The 19555-nt window shown below is 43.5% G+C and carries 16 protein-coding genes; 7 read left to right on the top strand and 9 right to left on the bottom strand.

What is annotated here, in order from left to right; all coding sequences use genetic code 11:
* Positions 1-106: 106 nt before the first annotated feature.
* On the bottom strand, positions 107-733 hold the full coding sequence (locus A3K86_RS20765; RefSeq protein WP_068336070.1) for a helix-turn-helix domain-containing protein: 627 nt from the start codon (positions 731-733) through the stop codon (positions 107-109).
* Positions 734-1262: 529 nt separating this feature from the next.
* Between A3K86_RS20765 and gcvH the strand changes: the two genes are divergently transcribed.
* The 4 genes from gcvH (at position 1263) to A3K86_RS20745 (ending at position 5915) form a co-directional block, all read left to right on the top strand.
* A complete protein-coding gene (gene gcvH / locus A3K86_RS20760; RefSeq protein ID WP_068336068.1) occupies positions 1263-1640 on the top strand; it encodes a glycine cleavage system protein GcvH in 378 nt (125 codons plus the stop codon).
* A gap of 306 nt (positions 1641-1946) precedes the next feature.
* Positions 1947-4826 carry an aminomethyl-transferring glycine dehydrogenase gene (gene gcvP, locus A3K86_RS20755; protein WP_068336065.1) on the top strand — a complete coding sequence of 960 codons (2880 nt, stop codon included), beginning with the start codon at positions 1947-1949 and terminating at the stop codon, positions 4824-4826.
* A 245-nt stretch (positions 4827-5071) separates the two neighbouring features.
* Positions 5072-5410 carry a cytosolic protein gene (locus A3K86_RS20750; protein ID WP_068336062.1) on the top strand — a complete coding sequence of 113 codons (339 nt, stop codon included), beginning with the start codon at positions 5072-5074 and terminating at the stop codon, positions 5408-5410.
* Positions 5411-5513: 103 nt separating this feature from the next.
* Positions 5514-5915 carry a hypothetical protein gene (locus tag A3K86_RS20745; protein WP_068336059.1) on the top strand — a complete coding sequence of 134 codons (402 nt, stop codon included), beginning with the start codon at positions 5514-5516 and terminating at the stop codon, positions 5913-5915.
* A gap of 168 nt (positions 5916-6083) precedes the next feature.
* Here the strand turns inward: A3K86_RS20745 and A3K86_RS20740 are convergent, their stop codons facing one another.
* The 8 genes from A3K86_RS20740 to A3K86_RS20705 all read right to left on the bottom strand — a co-directional run bounded on the left by A3K86_RS20740 (position 6084) and on the right by A3K86_RS20705 (position 15901).
* Positions 6084-7790, bottom strand: a complete 1707-nt coding sequence (locus tag A3K86_RS20740; RefSeq protein ID WP_068336055.1) for a S8 family peptidase — start codon at positions 7788-7790, stop codon at positions 6084-6086.
* Between the two features lie 537 nt (positions 7791-8327).
* Positions 8328-9140 (bottom strand): alpha/beta fold hydrolase, encoded by an 813-nt coding sequence (locus tag A3K86_RS20735; protein WP_068336052.1) that lies wholly within the window; start codon positions 9138-9140, stop codon positions 8328-8330.
* An 86-nt stretch (positions 9141-9226) separates the two neighbouring features.
* Entirely contained in the window at positions 9227-9799 is a 573-nt protein-coding gene (locus A3K86_RS20730) for a nucleoside triphosphate pyrophosphohydrolase family protein (RefSeq protein ID WP_068336049.1), read from the bottom strand.
* A 179-nt stretch (positions 9800-9978) separates the two neighbouring features.
* Positions 9979-11223 carry an XrtA/PEP-CTERM system-associated ATPase gene (locus A3K86_RS20725; RefSeq protein WP_068336046.1) on the bottom strand — a complete coding sequence of 415 codons (1245 nt, stop codon included), beginning with the start codon at positions 11221-11223 and terminating at the stop codon, positions 9979-9981.
* 2 nt (positions 11224-11225) lie between these two features.
* On the bottom strand, positions 11226-12689 hold the full coding sequence (locus A3K86_RS20720; RefSeq protein WP_162844311.1) for a TIGR03016 family PEP-CTERM system-associated outer membrane protein: 1464 nt from the start codon (positions 12687-12689) through the stop codon (positions 11226-11228).
* A complete protein-coding gene (locus tag A3K86_RS20715) occupies positions 12658-13692 on the bottom strand; it encodes an XrtA-associated tyrosine autokinase (protein ID WP_068336042.1) in 1035 nt (344 codons plus the stop codon). Before A3K86_RS20715 ends, A3K86_RS20720 begins: the two co-directional genes overlap by 32 nt.
* Positions 13689-15236 carry an XrtA system polysaccharide chain length determinant gene (locus tag A3K86_RS20710; protein ID WP_068336038.1) on the bottom strand — a complete coding sequence of 516 codons (1548 nt, stop codon included), beginning with the start codon at positions 15234-15236 and terminating at the stop codon, positions 13689-13691. The genes A3K86_RS20715 and A3K86_RS20710 overlap by 4 nt, the downstream gene beginning before the upstream one ends.
* 17 nt (positions 15237-15253) lie before the next feature.
* Positions 15254-15901, bottom strand: a complete 648-nt coding sequence (locus tag A3K86_RS20705; RefSeq protein ID WP_198160449.1) for an XrtA/PEP-CTERM system exopolysaccharide export protein — start codon at positions 15899-15901, stop codon at positions 15254-15256.
* 216 nt (positions 15902-16117) lie between these two features.
* On the opposite strand from A3K86_RS20705, the gene A3K86_RS20700 reads away from it, so the two are divergent.
* From A3K86_RS20700 to A3K86_RS20690, 3 genes are all read left to right on the top strand, one after another.
* Positions 16118-17518 carry a TIGR03013 family XrtA/PEP-CTERM system glycosyltransferase gene (locus tag A3K86_RS20700; RefSeq protein ID WP_068336033.1) on the top strand — a complete coding sequence of 467 codons (1401 nt, stop codon included), beginning with the start codon at positions 16118-16120 and terminating at the stop codon, positions 17516-17518.
* A gap of 99 nt (positions 17519-17617) precedes the next feature.
* Positions 17618-18562 (top strand): XrtA system polysaccharide deacetylase, encoded by a 945-nt coding sequence (locus A3K86_RS20695; protein ID WP_068336029.1) that lies wholly within the window; start codon positions 17618-17620, stop codon positions 18560-18562.
* A complete protein-coding gene (locus A3K86_RS20690; protein ID WP_068336025.1) occupies positions 18498-19538 on the top strand; it encodes a FemAB family XrtA/PEP-CTERM system-associated protein in 1041 nt (346 codons plus the stop codon). The genes A3K86_RS20695 and A3K86_RS20690 overlap by 65 nt, the downstream gene beginning before the upstream one ends.
* The last annotated feature ends 17 nt before the right edge of the window (positions 19539-19555 follow it).

Raw genomic sequence — 19555 nt, 5'->3', positions numbered from 1 at the left:
CCTTCATTAAACTAACAAGAATCTAAAGAGCAGTAAGTACTAGAAATATAAACTCAATTTAGAAAGTAGCGAAATCAAACGACGATTTATCAAAATATTATTTTCCTTAAGAGGCCGTCACCCACAGTATATGCGCATCGTCTTCGCTGACTGAAACCAGCATATGCCCCATATTGGCATCGTAATAAACTGAATCACCTTGCGCTAAATTCACAGGCTCATAAAACTCAGAAAAGAAGGTGATTTCACCCGACAGCACAAGTAAAAACTCTTCTCCATCATGACGGATCCAATCTGGATAATCTTTAAATTCTCGCGCCCGCACTTGGGACTTAAACGGCATCATCTTCTTATTGGTCAATTGAGTAGCTAGCAACTCATGTTCGTAAGTCGATGTTGGATGCGGCTTGCCTTCGTTATCACGAGTGATATCTCTTCTACCCGTGGTGCGAGTTTGACGCGGAGGTGCAAAAAGCTGTGGCATATCAACATTTAAGCCACCAGCCAACTTTTGCATCGCTTGGAATGTTGGTGAAATTTGTTCGTTTTCAATTTTAGATAAGGTTGAGCGCGCCAAACCTGTTCGCTTGCTGGCTTCTTCTAGTGTTAAGCCATGTGACATGCGAATTTCCTTTAACCGCTTACCCAATTGCAACGGCTCAATTTGCGAATTTCCACACTCTTTCGCCACCGTCATAGATGGATAAATATCGTGTTGCGCTTCCTCGCTCATTACACCCCTCCTTGGCGGTGGCACTGATTTCAGTTTGCAAATCAGGTACAAAACTAAACCATTTCATGGTCTAAAATCTATGACTTCACCAACAGAATTCAAATAAAGTTTCCTATTGGAAACTTTAGCTGAAAAATTAATTCTCTTCTCGGCAGTTTGCCTTAATTGTGGGTATTTATATCATACTTAATAGGTTTAAATTCATCTTGCAGCCCTTAAAAAATATAGTGGCACATGAATTTACCAAACAATATCTAATACTTAGCTATTAATCATTCAAAATCACAAAACGTCTCGATGATAAATTTCTCAACAACAAAGCGCAAACGTTTGCCTTGATTTAAGAAGATTAAGCCGTGTAATGTTCCACTATTGGAAATTTTCGTTTGATAACCAGTTTATAGCGTTGTATGTTACGCACTTGTTAGGTGCCATTTAGTGGTTATCAACCCAAAAATAAATAATCAGCGTTGGCTTTGGAACGCTGATATCTACATTGAAAGTGGAAACATTGCGCAAGGAGATACAAATGGAAAATACACTGAAATTCACAGAGAGCCACGAGTGGGTACGCGACAATGGTGACGGCACTATCACTATGGGTATTTCAAACCACGCTCAAGGCCTACTAGGTGATGTGGTATTCGTGGATCTTCCTGAAGTGGGCGATTCTACTGAAGCTGGCGAGACTTTCTCTCTTGTTGAATCTGTCAAAGCGGCCTCTGACATTTACGCACCTGTAACGGGTGAAATCGTTGAAATCAACGAAGAACTAGAAGAAAGCCCAGAGCTAGTGAACGAAGAACCGTACGAAGGCGGTTGGATTGCTAAAATCAAAATCGAAGATGTTGAAGAACTAGCTAAGCTTATCGATGGCGAAAAATACCTAGAAACCATCGAAGACTAATCATTAGCTAATGATTGTTCAGCTATCGGCTTTCATCTGCCTTTTCTGCTATTAAGAAACGATGCTGTCACAGCACGTCATCTAGAAATAGTGTAAGCCGATAGCACCAATTTTTCAGCCCGTATTCGAAAGCTAGCACAGCTGAAAATTGACTTATACCTATGCCAATTCCGACTCCCCGATGTACAGACTACGGTTAAGATGAGTAACCGTATGATCTAAAGTGAATTGGCATAGGTATCACCATAGCGAGATCAAATAAATCGATGCTACCTAGCATTGGTTGTAACTGTTCAGGAAAGAACCATGACCGATATGACGCTTCTTCACTCTCTGAGTGATGACAAGGATTTTGCGGGACGTCACAATGGCCCAGATGCAGCACAGCAACAAGTGATGCTAGAAGCCATTGGTGCCGACAGTGTTGAGCAGCTCATTGAGCAAACCGTCCCAGCGGGCATTCGCCTACCCGAACCTATGCAGCTCGATCCAGCCCAAAGTGAAGCCGACATGCTGGCATCGCTAAAAGCTATCGCGAATAAGAACATCATTAATCGCAGCTTTATCGGCCAAGGTTACTACAACACCTTCACCCCTAATGTTGTACTTCGCAACGTACTAGAAAACCCAGGTTGGTACACAGCTTACACCCCATACCAACCAGAGATCTCTCAAGGTCGCCTTGAGTCACTACTAAATTACCAACAAATGGTGATGGATCTTACGGGTATGGAACTGGCTAATGCATCATTGCTTGATGAAGCGACTGCGGCAGCCGAAGCCATGACGTTGTGCCAACGTGCAGGGAAGAACAAAAGCAAAGCTTTCTTCATTGCCAACGACATTCACCCACAAACCCTTGATGTCGTTCGCACCCGTGCAGAGTTCATCGGTTTCGAACTGATCACTGGCACAGCCGACGAGCTAGACAACCATGACGTATTCGGCGCCCTGCTCCAATACCCAGGCACCACTGGTCATGTACAAGATCTAACTGAGATCATCGAAAAAGCCCACACCAAGAAAACATTGGTCACTGTCGCTGCTGATTTATTATCACTCACCCTATTAAAATCACCGGGTGAAATGGGCGCAGATGTTGTTGTAGGTAGTGCACAACGCTTTGGTGTACCAATGGGCTTTGGTGGTCCTCACGCGGGCTTCATGGCAACCAAAGACAAACACAAACGTACCATGCCGGGTCGTGTCATTGGCGTATCGAAAGATGCCAAAGGCAACCAATCACTGCGCATGGCAATGCAAACTCGTGAACAACATATTCGCCGCGAGAAAGCGACCTCTAACATCTGTACGGCGCAAGCGCTACTTGCCAACATGGCTGCGTTCTACGCTATGTACCACGGTCCTGAAGGACTACGTAAGATTGGTCGTCGTGTACACCACTTAACTGCAATTTTGGCTGCAGGTTTACGTAATTCTGGCATCGAGCTGGCTAACCCACACTTCTTCGATACCATCACCTTAAACACAGGCAATAAAACCGATGCGTTATACCAACAAGCGCTTGATGCAGGTATCAACCTACGCAAACTGAATGGTCAACTTGGCGTTAGCCTTGATGAAACCACTAAAGTGGCGGATGTTGAAGAGCTGCTTTACATCCTAACGGGTAACAAACTTCAAGCATCGATGTTCACTGCTGATATCGCTGCTGATGAATTTGCCGCGATCCCTGAAAACTGTCGCCGCACCACCGATTTCCTTACGCACCCTGTGTTCAACAGCTACCACAGCGAAACACAAATGATGCGTTACATGAAGAAGTTGGAAAACAAAGACTACTCATTAACTCACGGCATGATCCCACTGGGTAGCTGTACCATGAAACTAAACGCCGCAGCCGAGATGATCCCAGTAACTTGGCCTGAATTTGGCGCGCTTCACCCATTTGCCCCAACCCATCAAACCCAAGGTTATGATGAGTTAGCCAGCAAGCTATCAAAAATGCTTTGTGAAGTAACTGGCTACGATGCCTTCTCGCTCCAGCCAAACTCTGGCGCACAAGGTGAGTATGCAGGTCTTATCGCGATTCAGCGCTACCACCAAGCAAACGGTGAAGGCCACCGTAATATCTGTTTGATCCCAAGCTCTGCGCACGGCACTAACCCTGCATCTGCGGCAATGGTATCAATGAAGATTGTTGTGGTTGGCTGTGATGATCAAGGCAACATTGATGTTGAAGATCTGAAAGCGAAGATCGAAAAACACCGCGAAAACCTATCTTGCATCATGATCACCTACCCTTCTACCCACGGCGTATATGAAGAAGCGGTGCGTGAAGTATGTGACCTTGTTCATGAAGCTGGCGGTCAGGTTTACCTTGATGGTGCGAACATGAATGCGCAGGTTGGCCTTACCAACCCGGGCTTCATTGGTTCTGACGTTTCTCACCTTAACCTGCACAAGACCTTCTGTATTCCACACGGTGGTGGCGGTCCGGGTATGGGACCTATTGGTGTGAAATCTCACCTAGCACCGTTTATTCCGGGCCACGTTGAGCACGCAGAAAGTGATCAGCCTCAATACGCAGTATCGGCAGCTAACATGGGCTCAGCGTCTATCCTGCCGATCTCGTACGCTTACATCGCGATGATGGGTGAACAAGGGCTAACTGAAGCAACCAAACTTGCTATCTTAAATGCCAACTACGTAATGGAGCGTCTACGTCCACACTACCCTGTTCTTTACCGTGGTACTGAAGGTCGTATCGCTCACGAATGTATTATTGATATTCGTCCGCTGAAAGAAGCATCTGGTATTTCTGAAGAAGACGTTGCTAAGCGCCTAATGGACTACGGTTTCCACGCGCCAACCATGTCGTTCCCTGTAGCGGGTACGCTAATGATTGAGCCAACGGAATCTGAAGATCTTGCTGAGCTTGACCGTTTCTGTGACGCGATGATTGCCATTCGTCAAGAAATCGCACGCGTTCAAGAAGGTGAATGGCCACTTGAAGACAACCCACTCGTAAATGCACCGCATACCCAAGTGGATCTGTTAGAACAAGATTGGACACACCCATACAGCCGCGAAACCGCATGCTACCCATCAGCACAAACCAAAGATGCCAAATACTGGCCAACAGTTAACCGCGTCGATAACGTGTTCGGTGACCGCAACCTTGTATGTTCTTGCCCAAGCATCGAGAACTATATTGAGGATTAGGGTTTGTGATCACAGCGTATCTAGTTGGTAACAAGCTAGGTATGCATAAATAAGTAAAGCGAGTGCTATGAAAATGGCACTCGCTTTTTTTGCGACAATGTGTCATTTGAGACAAAAACGTGTTTGAAGTTGTCCTATTGATTGTCTGAAAATGGCATAGAATTAGCGCTTTTAACAACTAAATCTCTACGACGTTCTCCCTTGATAGTGATAAAATCTCCGCATCAAAATTATCGAGAAAATCTATGTTTATCCATCATGTGAACGGCATCGACTGGCTGGTGATTACAGCTTTTGAAGAACTGAAAACTATATTTATCGAAGATGCCGGTGCGATCCCCTCTTGCTTCGCTACTACCAGCGAATTGAGCCTTATTGATCAAGCCAAGCGCACTTATGGATATTTGCCTACACTCAGCGGTGTAATCACCGATACTGGCACATTTCAAAGTCAGAATAACGAAGAAGATTTGAACCCACAACTTGCCTGCCTAGTTGAAGGACGCGGTCGGGTGTTTATCTATCACGGCGGCTTTGTCGCTTTTGTGGATGACGAGCAAACCTTTATTACTCGAATGGACTAAAAATTACTAACCAACACCATCACAAATAGAATGTAAAGGCACGTAGCTGCAAGTTTCAGCTATGCGCTGTACACCTTTTTTAGTAAGAGTAAGAGCAATTCCAATGTCTAATGTCGTTCAGTTCTCTAAGTTTAGCGGTAACAAAAAAGCGAACGCTACCCCGCCGAGTCAATCAGCAAGCAAGTCACCGAGCCCCAAAGAGTTAAGGGAACAGGCGGCCTTGAAGCAAGAGAACCATTGCTACTTTTGTGGTGAGCGTAAAGAAGCTAAAGATCTTAACTGGTTGAATAAGGTTGGCTTTAAAGAGAAAACGCATGTTGTTTGTAGTACATGTAGCTCTGCGGCTAAATCGCGTTCAATGGATGAGTTACGCATCATTCTTGCGCTAAAGTCGATGGATTTTAGAACAATTAAGCTTCAGCAGTACCTTGAATTAAGAGAGAAAGGCGTGCAAATAGACGGTGTTCGTGATTACAAATTCTACTTTGAAACCATTGATAAATAATGGCTATAGCCTGACAGTGATTTTAGATATCAAACTCGGCAACACATCGATATCAGGTGAATATATGGATACGTTGTTTATCGACAAAACTAACCAAGGGTTTTGCTAATTTAGTCTGGAAAAAGAGGCAGCACTAACGCTGCCTCTCGTCATTTTGTCATTAAACGTTTAGCGATTTTCTAGCTTAGCGAAAATCGCTTCGGCATCCACAATGCCTCCAGAAATAGACAAGGTACTAAACGGTACTAGCTCAGTTGGAGAAGAAGGTTTCTTAACCAACAATTCTGGATATGTGCGTGATTGAGTCATTAGCAGCTGTTTCAATTCTTGTGCGGTCAGATCTGGGTAATGAGACCATACCAACGCCGCAACACCTGAAACCACTGGTGCCGCCATACTGGTACCACTGTATGCTGCATAAGTGTTGCCTGGTGTAGATGATAATACACGATAACCCGGAGCAAAAACGTCAACGGTTTCCTGCCCAAAGTTACTAAAGCTCGCTACCATAGCGTCATCAGCATACTTGCCAGACGCACCAACATCTAGCCAAGTAGAGATTGGGCGAGACCAATTGTGTTTAGCATAACGGTTCGGAAAGCTTGGCTTAATATCATTATCCGTTTTACTATTTCCCGCAGAATGGACAATCAGTACACCTTTGCGCGCTGCGTAACGGAAAGCATGATCTACAACACTCTTACGCGGTGAGTAATTCTTACCAAAACTCATATTGATGATCTTGGCGCCATTGTCTACTGCGTAACGCACAGCATTGGCAATATCTTTATCACGCTCATCCCCATTTGGCACCATTCGTACCGCCATGATCTGTGCATGATTAGCCATACCATCAATACCTAGACCATTGCCACGTTCAGCAGCAATAATACCTGCAACATGAGTCCCGTGTGCGCCAACAGGGCCTTTTACATCGTTATTCCCGTAACCTTTTTCCCACGGGTTATTGATGTCATCCATCACAACATCACGGCGGGGATCAAAATCTAGATTATAATGATAATCCAACGACTCTTTATAACTGTTAGTGCGAGACGCTAAGTAATCAAATGAGTACCAAGATTCAAACAGACTGATCAAACCTTTCGCCGCCTCTGCGACTTCTGAGTTAGGGTGACCCAGTAAACTCTGTAGACCTTCAACCGTAAAGTCTTTGTGATCAACTACGTCTAAAATCTGCTCTTTGTAATCATTCGCTTCCTCAGTTGCTTCGGTTACTTTCTCAAGAGCCGAGGTGTAACGCTCAACATTCTCTAGGTAGTCTGCTTCAACACCTTGATAATATTTAAGCTTTTCAGGTGAAATCCAATCATTATTTTCTTTTAACGCCAGATACTTCTTGTACTCACGAGTCACTTCTACGGTGTCATGATCAACATTAACCCCTAGCGAGTTGCCTAAGAAATTCCAACCATGAACATCGTCAATGTAGCCATTATTGTCATCATCAATACCATTATTAGGTATCTCGTCCTCATTGACCCAAAGCTTGTTCTTCAGATCTTCGTGGTCAATATCAACGCCCGAGTCTAAAACCGCCACGATAATAGGTTGTGGCTTACGAGGTGGTAACATGAAGTCATAAACGATGTCTGCGCCGACACCTTGAAAACTCGAGTAATTAGCAGACATGTTAAACCAATCACCACGCTCTACAGCTACTTCACTGAACATACGCATGGAAAAAATTGCAGGTTCAATAGGTTGAGGAGAGTAGTCTTCAATGATATTGCCCTTAACATCTTTAATGAAAGGCGAGTTCATTGGGTCTGGCTCAATATTAACGTTTGCGGAGACCGAAGATGAAACCATAATTGCGATGGCAAGAGCGGAGAGTTTGTATCCGTTTTTCATTATGTTATGTCCTATATAATTGTGCTTAAAAGCACATAGAAGATAGTATGCAACAAAATGAACATCATTCACCTAAGTGATGATTTGAGCTTAAGATCTCAATGCACCGAATGTTTTCTTGTCAAAGTATGAGCAAAATTCTATTAACAATAACAACATTACACTTACCGTTTGATGTGTTGAAAATCCTTTGTAATCAATAGATTTAACAGTATTTAGCTTCACGTTTAGGCGTATATCGCTTATCGAAGTACATTCAGAATGTTACTGGCACGTTTGACCTATGCTGTACATTCCATGCTCAGAAATATATCGGCAGCAATGTTCAGTTATACGCTTTATACCTTTATCAGCAAGCAAATTACCGCCTCTATAGAGTTAAGGAATAAAGGCTTTAAATAGACGGTGTTCGTGATTACAAATTCTACTTTGAAGCCATTGAGAAATAATGGATATAGCAGATACAAATAAAGCCTCAACCCTATTCAGGCTTGAGGCTTTGAAATTGACGCAAAAGTGGAAGTTTAGCTAAGCTACTTAATGTACTTTCGCTAAAAACTCAACAAGCTTGTCAGTCACAAACTGAGGTTGCTCTAGGTTACTAATGTGACCCGCTTTCGGAATTAATACATACTCACTGTGTTTGATTGTGTCATGCATCAATTGCGCTTCAAGCGGCGGGCGTGGTGTATCTTCCATGCCTACCATAATTAACGTTGGCAAAGTGAACTGTTCGATATCATCAAACATCTCGCGGCGGCCGAAAATCTTACGTCCAATAGTCGCAACATCAACAGCACGCTGACCTTTTAGCTCAGAAAGAGACGCGCGGAAACGAGCAACAAGTTCAGGTGATGCTGTTTCTGCATCTTTCGCAAAGAACATAGGCACGACAGCGTCAACGATTGGTGCAGGTACAAGTTCAGCAGCAGTAATGGCATCTAGCATACCGAAGTATTTAGCGTGAGTAACTTCAGGTTCTAAACCAACGAAGGTGTCCATCATAACTAATGATTTCACACGCTCTGGCGCTAATGCAGCCAATTCAGCACCCCACATGCCGCCAACAGATAAGCCCACTACAGAAAATGAATCAATCGCTAGGTGGTCCATTAACGCCAGCAAGTCTTTCGCGTAATCTTTCAAGGTTAGTGTTTGTGACGGTGCCGCATCAGATCCACCGTGTGCCCATAGATCAGGCACAATACAACGGTAATGCTGGCTAAGCACTTCGATCTGTGGTGCCCACATAGTGTGATCCCAAAGATAGCTGTGCCCCATCAATAAAACAGGACCTTCACCTTGATCAAGGTAACGCATAGTGCTGCCGTTAACAGTAAATGTATTCATTCCATTTCCCTTAAATTTAAACCTAAGCTTTCGTTAGCTTGCAATGTGTTGTACTTAGTTATACTTCCAAGCTTGTTTTGCGCTGCTTATACCAGTTTCGCTAGATCTGCTGGACGGTAGTAAACCGACTTTAATACTTTACCTTGACGGATCAGCTTGCCTGCAAGCTCTACATCTTTCGCACACTTAGCGATAATAAATTCACCTTTCTCGCTAGCGGCAATTTCTACACCTTGCTCTGCGTAGTGCTTTTGAGTGTCTTCAAATTCAGACATGTTGCAACATACTTTGCTCATATTGCTTGAATGGACTTCATCCCAACATTTTACGAAATCAATGTTTAGGCGTTTTGCAATATTTAGCAGTAAATCAATCAGGTAGCTAATACCGATGTTGTCTTCCACCTTCGCATCACCAAGGTGAACTAAACGTCCCATCAATACATAAACCGTATCAACAATCGCGTCAGCTTGCTCAACCAACGAATCAGCCTCAGCTAATTCAGTCATTTCTTCGATCGCTAATGAGGTATGAAGCTGATCAGCTTTGTCATCTAGCGTGGCTGGAGATTGGATATCAAGATCGAACGTTGATCGAAACTCTGTGATGTCACGGTAAAGGTGATCGAAAAGAGATTGATCAAGTAGAGAGAGGTTCATGTAATCTTCCTATAAGACGTCTTAAAACAGGCCCCATTTTCATGGGAGCCTGCATAGTAAAACAATCTTACTAGGGATACAAAAACAAAGGCGCTATACCTATTTACATTGCTATTCATCAAGGGAATTTTGACGTTTTAGCTTACTATCACGACAAATCTTGTACTGATATGAGGCTGCTAGCATTCCCCCTGCGTTTTCATTAGTGCACGATACCAATGTTTGCGCTTTAGCTTGCTGGCTTGTTCACTCTTTGCATCTTCGGTATTGCTACTTGCCAACTCTAAAACGCGATCGGGATCGCTCGCTTGTACTTCTGGTATTACGTCCGTTTCGCTTTTTTGTACCGATGATGCCGCTACATCATCTTCCGAAAGCAACTTGCGTTTCTGACGAATCAATTTATCTAAATGGCGGATGGTGCTGATTTTTCTTTGAATAACGTCATCAAGCACTGCAGAGACTTGATCTAGCACTTTCAAACTCTTTTGATATTGTGCTTGTTGCTGTGGAGAAATATTAAGTTCTGCGTTTGCAGGCTGCTCAAGCCCCACTTTCGTTGCATTCACCTCGTCTTGAGGCAGATTTTCAGCACTGTTTTTTGCCAATGAGCCTGATAGTTCTCCGCCCATTTCTTCGACAACTTGCTCAACCGCATCTAGATTAACTACCGCCAGTTCAGCCATAAAAGCATACAAGAACAAGCGATCCGCAAAGATATTTATCTTACGAGGTATACCTGAAGTATATTCAGCAATACGTGCAAAAATATCATCGTCAAGCTCAGGGTAACCGCTCCACCCTACTTGCGTAAGGCGATGCTTGATGTAGTCTCGAGTTTGTTGCTCGTCAAAGGGTTTTAGATGACAAGAAGCAATGATCCGCTGACGAAACTGCTCCATTTCCGGCAATTCAATAATGCCTTTAAGCTCTTCTTGGCCCAGCAAGAAGCTTTGGATCAATGGTTGATCATCTAACTGGAAGTTAGACAGCATCCGTAACTCTTCAACCGTTTCAGCCGGTAAATTCTGCGCTTCATCAACAATGAGTAACGCACGCTTGCCCATTGCATGAAGCTGCAATAAATAGCTTTCCATGCGTTTGAGAATGTCCGCTTTACTGAGCCCTTCAATCTCTAAATTAAATTTAGCGGCAACTAAACGAACGAGCTCATCAGGCGTTAATCGTGTCGTGGCGATTTGCACCGCAACAATAGATTCATCAACTTGCGAAAGAAGGTTACGCGCTAATGTGGTTTTACCTGTACCAATAGGCCCGGTAATAACAATAAAACCTTCACCCTGCGACAAACCATACTGCAAATATGACACGGCTTTATCATGATGTGGGCTCGCAAAGAAAAAGCGAGGGTCTGGGCTCAATTTAAACGGTTTATCAGATAAACCAAAATGCGCTTCATACATATTCAGAACCTCACTTGTAAGTCGTAATACAGACGATTTTCGTCGTACTCACTACCCGCAAACGTTGAGCGGCGGGTGTTATGACGATAGCCAAATGATGATGTCACATATTTATAGTGCTGATAGCTTCCCCCAACACCGAGCAAGTAATAGTCATCTTTTTGATTGGAACCATTTATACGGTCGAAATCATATTTGGAATACTCAACGAAACCATCAATCTTGAATCGACGGGTAAGATTATGCTCGCCTCGTAAGCGGGTACCGTACGAACGTTCTTCCTGATTCTCAGAAAAGACGGTTAGCGCTTCTTCTTGGCGACCAAAGATTGAAAGACTGTATTTAGAACGGCGTAAATTCAGTTCTGATGTCCAATCAAGCAAACGAACAAGGACAATATCTTCTGGTTTATCGCCAATGGTAAAGTTTGTTCGATCGAAACTGACTGGTTCTTCGGTATAGCTGATGGTATTAGTCACACGACGGTTACGGTGGCTAAAAAGGAATTCATAAGCGTCACCAAAGAAACGCTTACCATATTCAAGATAGAGGCGTGTTCTTGGTGTGGGATTAAAGTTAACTGCACCAGCCCAAAAGTCTGGGTTTACATCATCTTCAGAAAAGTTGTAACTTAACTCAGCATAAGAGCGTTTATGCCAGAAATAGCGTATACCCGGCCCCCAACTCACTGTTTTTCGGCTATTCAGATCACTCGAACCTTCAAGATTTTCATAATTTAAGCGCAGTAATGGCGAGAAACCGGAAATAGTCTGCAAACCGATAGTTTCTGACAGTGCGGTATAGCGAGTATCCCCTACTTCGTCTTCACGCCCTTTTTTGTAGTCGTAAGACGCATCTATTTGCCAGAAAACATCTTTTACGCTTTGACCATTGGCAAAACTGACCGCACCGCCATAACCGTTATAATCACCAATGCGATCACCGCTTCGACTAACACGAGTAAAAACACGCGCTTGAAGATCAACTTGGCTTAAAGGGTTACTACGATAGCCTAAACCAATTTCTGCACGTTGGTTCTCGACTGTATTACCAGAGAAAATATCAGCCGCGGCATCGTCATCTAATGAGAGAGCAACGTTCTCGATACTGGCATTGCCATCTACGAAGAAACCGCTGTAGCCAAGCCCTTTTTCCGCAGCAAATTCAAGCTCGTTAAAAAGCTCATTTCTATCGCTATTATCACTATACAATGCCTGACGAAGACGATAATCAAGATTCAAAAAACCTTCTGCGGTATCTACATTCGCTCGTAAACCCACACCGATTGTGGTGATCACGCTTTGGATTTTATCTTTTTCTCGGTCTACGTTATCTGTGAAAATGACGCCAGCATCCACGCTGGGCTCAAAAACCACATCAGCACAGTATCCACTCAATGAAATTAAAGAGGCTGCAGCTCCAATAACATAAATATTAGGTATTTTTCGCTTTCGAGTCATAGCCATATCCATATCCGTATTGACTATACGCTCCGCGTACGGCTTTATTCATAATGAAACCAATTGCCATATCCTTGTTTAACTGCGACACCGCCGCTTTCACATCAGCAATTTTGGTTTTATCTTGCTCGACCACTATCATGGCTTGCCCGAGCAGTTTCGATAACGTCACCGTTTCAACAACCCCAAGCAATGGAGGACAATCGAAAACAACGACGCGGTCGCTATAACGAGAAGCCAACTCTGTGGCTAACACTTCCATTTTACTACTGGCAAGTAATTCGTTATTTAAGTGATGAAATGCCCCAGCAGGCATCAACTTCAAGTTAGGGATATTAGTGGAGTAGATGATGTCTGATAGCTGTTCAACATCACCGACTAAGTAATCTATCAACCCCGGCTTATCTTCAATTCCCAGTGTATTACTCACACTCGGCCTTATCACATCCGCATCAATCAACAGTACAGTTTTATCTTTTTCAGACGCCATGCTTAACGCAAGGTTTACCGCTGTAAAAGTTTTACCCTCATTAGGCATTGCGCTCGATACCATCACCAAATTGCCATTTTGGTGATAAGCTGCACCAGCTCCAAATGCATTCTCTAATAATTTCAGCTTGATGGAGCGAAACTCATTGTTAATTTTGACATTCACCGCCTCATCGGTATGCATCACCATACCCATTTTCTTAAGCCGTTCAGTATCGATATTAAGCAATTCACCTTTAGGCAATTCACCTTTAGGCAGCTCAGCATGAGTTGACTGAACTTTCGCTTTATTGACCTGTTGCGCTGCGCTACCGGCTAAACCAACCTCACTGGTTGTTGTCGCCCCAAGAACGACTTCAGGGTTTAACGTCTCCGCTTGCGGGGCTTCATCATGCTCAGGCTTTGCTTTTTGAACCTGGTGTTGCGCTTTATTCTTTTGCGCTTTCATTGCTGCGGCAATGGTATTTGGCTTATCCGCAGACTTGCGATGCTTTCCCATCGCCTTTTCAATCGTACTCATAGCAACTCCGTGATCGACAACAAACGCGAATGAAGGGATGGGATCAGGTTCATCGCCATATAAGTGGCAAAGACCAAAATCAAACACACGGCAATCACCGTAAACACAATGGTGCGTCGCTTATTCTTTTTCACCACACCAGACTGTTCAGTGGCTGACACGGAACCAAACACTGGCAAGCTGGTGGCTTGATAAAGCTGATTAGCCGAGGTGACCACTGGTGATACTTGGCTGCTCAAGAAAGAAACTCCAGTCCCCGCACCTAAGCCTACTACCAACACCATGCTCAGTAATAGCGGACGAATTGGACCCGATGGCTCCGTAGGTACACGAGGCGGATCGATCACTCTGAACTTAATATCATCGGCTGCGGCACCTACACTCTGCGAGATTAATGCAGATTCACGACGAGATAACAGCTCCTCATACTTATTCTTGGTTATGTCGTAGCTACGCATCAAGTTTGTCATTTTCGCTTCAACTTGTGGCATTTTTGCCAATTTTTCACTTAAAAATGCCAATTTCTCGTTATAGCTAGCGACACGTACTTTCAATGATGCTTCTTCATTTTCAAGCTGACGAATAAAGAGTTTTAAATCGTTAAACAAGCTATCACCACGCCCACCCAATGCAGAAGCACTTTGCTGCGATTCAGACTTTAATGCTTTTAAATCAACAATCTGACGACGAGTTTCTTTTACATCTGGGTGTTTTTCTGTAAAGCGGAACAATAAAGCATCTAAACGAGTTTCTAACGCATCTAAACGCTCATCGTATTCAGTACGAATACTCGACATGTTTTTAGAAGCCAAAGCACGTTCGTTGCTCAATTGCCCTCTTGCGGTGGCTAACTGAGTACGTACCTCTCGCAATTTAAGCTGTGTAGACTCCAACTCAGACTCTAGTTGCTCTAAACGGTTGTAGTAATTCTGCTCAGAACCCGGCATATAGCCTGCATTTTCCTGCTTAAACTTAGCCAGTCCAGTTTCAGCTTTTAGCAGTCGGGCTTCATAATCTTCAATTTGACTCGCAATAAATTGGCTTGCTTGATCGGTATCTTGACGCTTTTCGCCAAGTGCATTTTCTACAAACACGTTCAATGCAGATTGCACCACATCACGCACATATCGAGGATTATCCCCTGAATAACTTATGGTGAATAAATTTTCTCGCCCAGCCGAGCGAATAAGAATATTCGTTTTTAAGTCTTCTAGTATTTCCTCATATTCTTCATTGTTCGTTGCTCGAATGTCAGCATCCGTATCACGCGCAATGGTTTCCAAGTTAGAACGACTCAACAAGGTTTTCACCATTAAAGCCACTTCTTGCGAAGGATCGGTTTCAATCGTTAAACCCCGTAATAAAGGCTGCAAAATAGATCGAGTATCGGCGTAAACACGAGCATTGGCGGTGTATTGGTTTGGCAACAATGTCACCACAGACCAACCAAGCAAGCAGATTATCCATGCGGCAATCAAGGCGTAGCGACGCTTTAACCACACTCCACGCGCATACTGAATCAGATTATCAAGCTGTTCTTGCATCTGCTTCCCTTCCCTGACTAGAACCAAGCTTCCGGAATAATAATGATGTCACCTGGCAAGATATCGACGTTGGCTCGGATTTGACCATCACGTAATAAATCAGCCATTTTGAGACCATACTGACGCTGCTGACCATCAACCACACGGATCAAGCGAGCATCATTACCATCTGCATATTCGGTTAAACCACCCACCTCAACCATCACATCCAGCAAAGTCATGTTTTCACGGTAATTAATGGCTTTAGGTTTAGATGCCTCCCCAATCACGCGCACTTGTTCACTGTAAGGACCAACAAAACCTTGCACGATAACAGTTACAATTGGGTCCCGAACATACTCTGCTAATCGCATTTCAAGGCTTTTAGCTAAATCTGTTGGCGTCCTACCAGAGGCTGGTACATCGTCCACCAGCGAAGTTGATAACATACCGTCAGGTCGCACAACAAAGGTGCCCGAAATCTCAGGGTTACCCCAAACAAAGATATTAAGAGAGTCGCCAGGACCTACTAAGTATTTGTACTGGCTAATGTTCTGAGTAAGTGACGCCTGCGGAGTCGATGATGGTAATGTTGGCAAATCATTTGAAGAACAGCCGACAAGAAATAGCATGGTGGCACATGCTATTGTTCCTGTAACCATGCGCGCACAACCTTTTTTCTTCATAACAGCATCCATCCTGTTCTGAGTTGTTCCAAACGTCCTAATTAACAAATTACTAGGACTAGTTTCACTATGGTTTAGAGAGTGTCATTTTTCCATTGAACTTATTTAACTATATATGATTTTTTTATTTTGCAGATTTTTTATACTCGTCAATAATCAGTTATGTAGACGGAGTATCAGAGAAATAAAGATCGGTATATATAGGTAAGGATATCTATGACGCATTCACGATTTCATGACTTAAATTTAAGTAATGCTACACTTATTTTTGCTGATATTTTGGTGCTTTTTTCTATTTTTAGCTTCGGGCTGATAGGAATTGAGCATTTTACTTCAACTAAGCTACCGCAATATGGCGATACGCACTTCTTCATTCACCTTGTTCTCTATACACTTCCACTGCAAATAGCTTTATTAGCAGTAGGACTCTACAACGAAAAGCTTCGTGAAAGCTTTAACGGAATGGCGGTACGCTTATTAGTTGCGCTAGTTCTTGCTTATATTCTATCGAGTGGCATTTATTTCATCACCCCACTCGACACCCTACCTAATTTCAGTAGAGAGTTAATTTTTTCATTAACATTCATAGGTTTATTAATTTCTCGTTTTATCGCGATTACGAATAACTATGAAAAAATTGGGCAAGTCAAAGTGCTTGTCATTGGCGCGGGTGAGCGAGCGAGCTTAATTGAACGCTGCATGCGCCGTAAATCTGACCGCGTTCACTTTGATCTTCAAGGTTATGTACATATTAGCGGAGACAACAAAGAACAAGCGCCTAAAGGTAATATTATCGAGTTAGACTGTTCTCTCAGCGATTATGTCAAACAGCATAACATTGAAGAAATTGTTATTGCTGCTGATGAGCGCCGTGGAAACTTACCTGTCGATAGTTTATTTAACTGTAAAATCGACGGTGTTTTAATCACTGATATTATTGACTTTATTGAGCGAGAAACTGGACAAATCGCTGTTACTCATATTTATCCTTCTTGGGTTATTTTTAATGACAAAAAACCATCTCACTTTTTTGTCAAAGCCTTGAATTGGTTATTTAACAGCACCATTGCTTTGCTTATTTTATTGTTCTGTTGGCCTTTGATTATACTGGCGATTATCTTAATCAAGTTAGAAGATGGTATATCTGCCCCCGTCCTTTATTCGCAACAAAGAACAGGCTTAAGAGGCAAACCATTCCAAATATATAAATTCCGTAGCATGCGTCTTGATGCCGAAAAAAATGGCGCACAGTGGGCAACGGAAGCGGATCCACGAATCACTAAGATTGGGCTATTTTTACGGAAATATCGTATTGACGAGCTACCGCAGCTTTTCAACGTGTTTCGTGGCGATATGTGTTTTGTCGGTCCTCGCCCTGAACGTCCACAATTTGCAGAGCAATTTGAGCACTCAATTCCTTATTACAATCACCGCCATAATGTAAAACCCGGCTTAACTGGTTGGGCGCAACTTAAATACCCTTATGGCAGTAGTAAAGAAGATGCGATTGAGAAGCTTAAATTCGATTTATATTACATCAAACACCGCAGCTTCATGTTGGACATACTTATTCTAATCCGAACATCTGAAATCGTATTGTTTGGTAAGGGGCGATAACCCGTTATTAGCCGTTTAGTTTTTTCATCAATCAAATGAGAGCCATTAGCTACCAACCACCAAGTAGTGACAGGGTCACAAGTGTATTTAGGGAGTCGTATGTCACAGCAAGATATGTCACAACACAATACACAATTTGGGAATGCCAATGCCCTCACTATTGACGTGGAAGACTACTTCCACGTTGAAGCCTTTTCTAATGTTGTGTCTCGACAGGATTGGGGTAACAAGTACCCTTTACGCGTTGAAGCTAACACTGAGCGTATTCTCGAAATTCTTAACCATCACCAAACCAAGGCAACATTCTTCGTTCTGGGATGGGTTGCCGAAGCCTGCCCTAATTTAACCCGGCGTATCGTTGCTGAAGGTCATGAACTCGCAAGCCACGGTTTTGCCCATCAGCATGCAAATAAGCAAACCGCTAAAGTATTCAAACAGGATATAAGGCGCAGTAAGTTACTACTAGAGGATCAATCAGGGGTTGAAGTAAAAGGATACCGTGCTCCGAGCTTTTCCATCGGCGTTAACAATGCGTGGGCTTTTAAAGAACTTCATAAGGCTGGTTTTTTATATACCAGTAGCACTTACCCTGTTAAACACGACATCTATGGCACGCCTGATTGGCCGCGTTTTAAATATCGACGCCCTGAAGGCATCATTGAGATCCCAATCCCGACCCTCAGCCTTATGGGGCGAAACGTACCTATTGGCGGCGGTGGGTACTTCCGTCTTTACCCTTATGCGCTCAGCCGGTACTTCATTCGTCAATTCTTAGCGCAAACTCAACAACCTTTTAGTTTCTATTTCCATCCGTGGGAAGTGGATCCTGAACAGCCGAAAATGGCGGGGATCTCACTTAAATCTCGTGTCCGTCATTACCTAAACCTCAAATATATGGCACCAAGGGTCGAACAATTATTAACGGACTTTAATTGGGACACCATGTACAACACTTATCAGCTACGGGAATTCGAAAGCGATGAAAAATCTGGCAATCAGGAAGATAGCAGAGAACGACTTTTCAGCCTGGGACAACTACGTTGATAACCATCAAGAAGGTAGCTTCTTTCACTTAAGTGGCTGGCAAAAAGTGATCAGCAAGGTTTTTGGTCACAAGCATCACTATTTGCTCGCTGAATCAGACAACCAGTTGGTTGGCGTTTTACCCTTGTTTGAGCAAAAAAGCCGACTCTTTGGGCACGCACTCATCTCAACCCCTTTTTGCGTTTATGGCGGTGCGGTTGCCGATAACGATGATGTTCGCAAGAAGCTAGAGCAAGCCGCCTACGAGCTTGGCTGCTCGCTCGACGTGGATTATGTCGAGCTTAGGGATAAAGAAGCCAAAGAAAGCGAAGGACCTTGGCAACCACATTGTCATCACGCCACATTTTCTTGTGAACTCAAAGATGATCCGGATGCGATTTTAACCTCGGTGAAACGAAAACAGCGGGCAGTGATCCGCCAGTCGAATAAAAATGAGCTCCAAGCTGATAACAGCGATAACCCTGAACTTTGCTATCAAATTTACGCCGAATCGGTTCGTAATTTAGGCACGCCAGTATTCCATCCGTCACTGTTTAAAGAGCTTAAAACTACCTTTGGTGATCGCTGCGAAACCCTTGTCGTTAGGGATAACAACAACCAACCGGTTTCAAGCGTATTGAGTTTTTACTATAAAGACCAAGTCCTCCCCTACTATGGCGGTGGTACACATGACGCTCGCCAACTTAAAAGTAACGACTACATGTACTACCAACTCATGTGTGAAGCGCAGAAGAAAGGCATGAGTTCGTTTGATTTCGGGCGCAGTAAAGTGGACTCCGGTGCTTATAAATACAAACGCCACTGGGGAATGGAAGAAAAAGCGCTCCATTACCGTATCGCCTTAGTGAAAGCGAAATCGTTACCCAATCTGTCGCCAAATAATCCTAAATACAAGTTTTTCATTCAAGCATGGCAAAAGCTGCCACTGATGATTAGTCGCCAGTTAGGCCCTTTTTTATCTAAGTATTTGGGTTAGCCATCGAAGTTACTAGG

It is taken from the genome of Photobacterium jeanii, assembly GCF_001650345.1.
In the GTDB taxonomy this organism is placed as follows: Bacteria; Pseudomonadota; Gammaproteobacteria; order Enterobacterales; family Vibrionaceae; genus Photobacterium; species Photobacterium jeanii.
This window is presented reverse-complemented; position numbering and strand designations above follow the sequence as displayed.

Bases quoted from the DNA above. Each gene is read 5' to 3' on its own strand.
- A3K86_RS20765 (WP_068336070.1), bottom strand. From the start codon at position 733: ATGAGCGAGGAAGCGCAACACGATATTTATCCATCTATGACGGTGGCG.
- gcvH (WP_068336068.1), top strand. From the start codon at position 1,263: ATGGAAAATACACTGAAATTCACAGAGAGCCACGAGTGGGTACGCGAC.
- gcvP (WP_068336065.1), top strand. From the start codon at position 1,947: ATGACCGATATGACGCTTCTTCACTCTCTGAGTGATGACAAGGATTTT.
- A3K86_RS20750 (WP_068336062.1), top strand. From the start codon at position 5,072: ATGTTTATCCATCATGTGAACGGCATCGACTGGCTGGTGATTACAGCT.
- A3K86_RS20745 (WP_068336059.1), top strand. From the start codon at position 5,514: ATGTCTAATGTCGTTCAGTTCTCTAAGTTTAGCGGTAACAAAAAAGCG.
- A3K86_RS20740 (WP_068336055.1), bottom strand. From the start codon at position 7,790: ATGAAAAACGGATACAAACTCTCCGCTCTTGCCATCGCAATTATGGTT.
- A3K86_RS20735 (WP_068336052.1), bottom strand. From the start codon at position 9,140: ATGAATACATTTACTGTTAACGGCAGCACTATGCGTTACCTTGATCAA.
- A3K86_RS20730 (WP_068336049.1), bottom strand. From the start codon at position 9,799: ATGAACCTCTCTCTACTTGATCAATCTCTTTTCGATCACCTTTACCGT.
- A3K86_RS20725 (WP_068336046.1), bottom strand. From the start codon at position 11,223: ATGTATGAAGCGCATTTTGGTTTATCTGATAAACCGTTTAAATTGAGC.
- A3K86_RS20720 (WP_162844311.1), bottom strand. From the start codon at position 12,689: ATGGCTATGACTCGAAAGCGAAAAATACCTAATATTTATGTTATTGGA.
- A3K86_RS20715 (WP_068336042.1), bottom strand. From the start codon at position 13,692: ATGAGTACGATTGAAAAGGCGATGGGAAAGCATCGCAAGTCTGCGGAT.
- A3K86_RS20710 (WP_068336038.1), bottom strand. From the start codon at position 15,236: ATGCAAGAACAGCTTGATAATCTGATTCAGTATGCGCGTGGAGTGTGG.
- A3K86_RS20705 (WP_198160449.1), bottom strand. From the start codon at position 15,901: ATGAAGAAAAAAGGTTGTGCGCGCATGGTTACAGGAACAATAGCATGT.
- A3K86_RS20700 (WP_068336033.1), top strand. From the start codon at position 16,118: ATGACGCATTCACGATTTCATGACTTAAATTTAAGTAATGCTACACTT.
- A3K86_RS20695 (WP_068336029.1), top strand. From the start codon at position 17,618: ATGTCACAGCAAGATATGTCACAACACAATACACAATTTGGGAATGCC.
- A3K86_RS20690 (WP_068336025.1), top strand. From the start codon at position 18,498: ATGAAAAATCTGGCAATCAGGAAGATAGCAGAGAACGACTTTTCAGCC.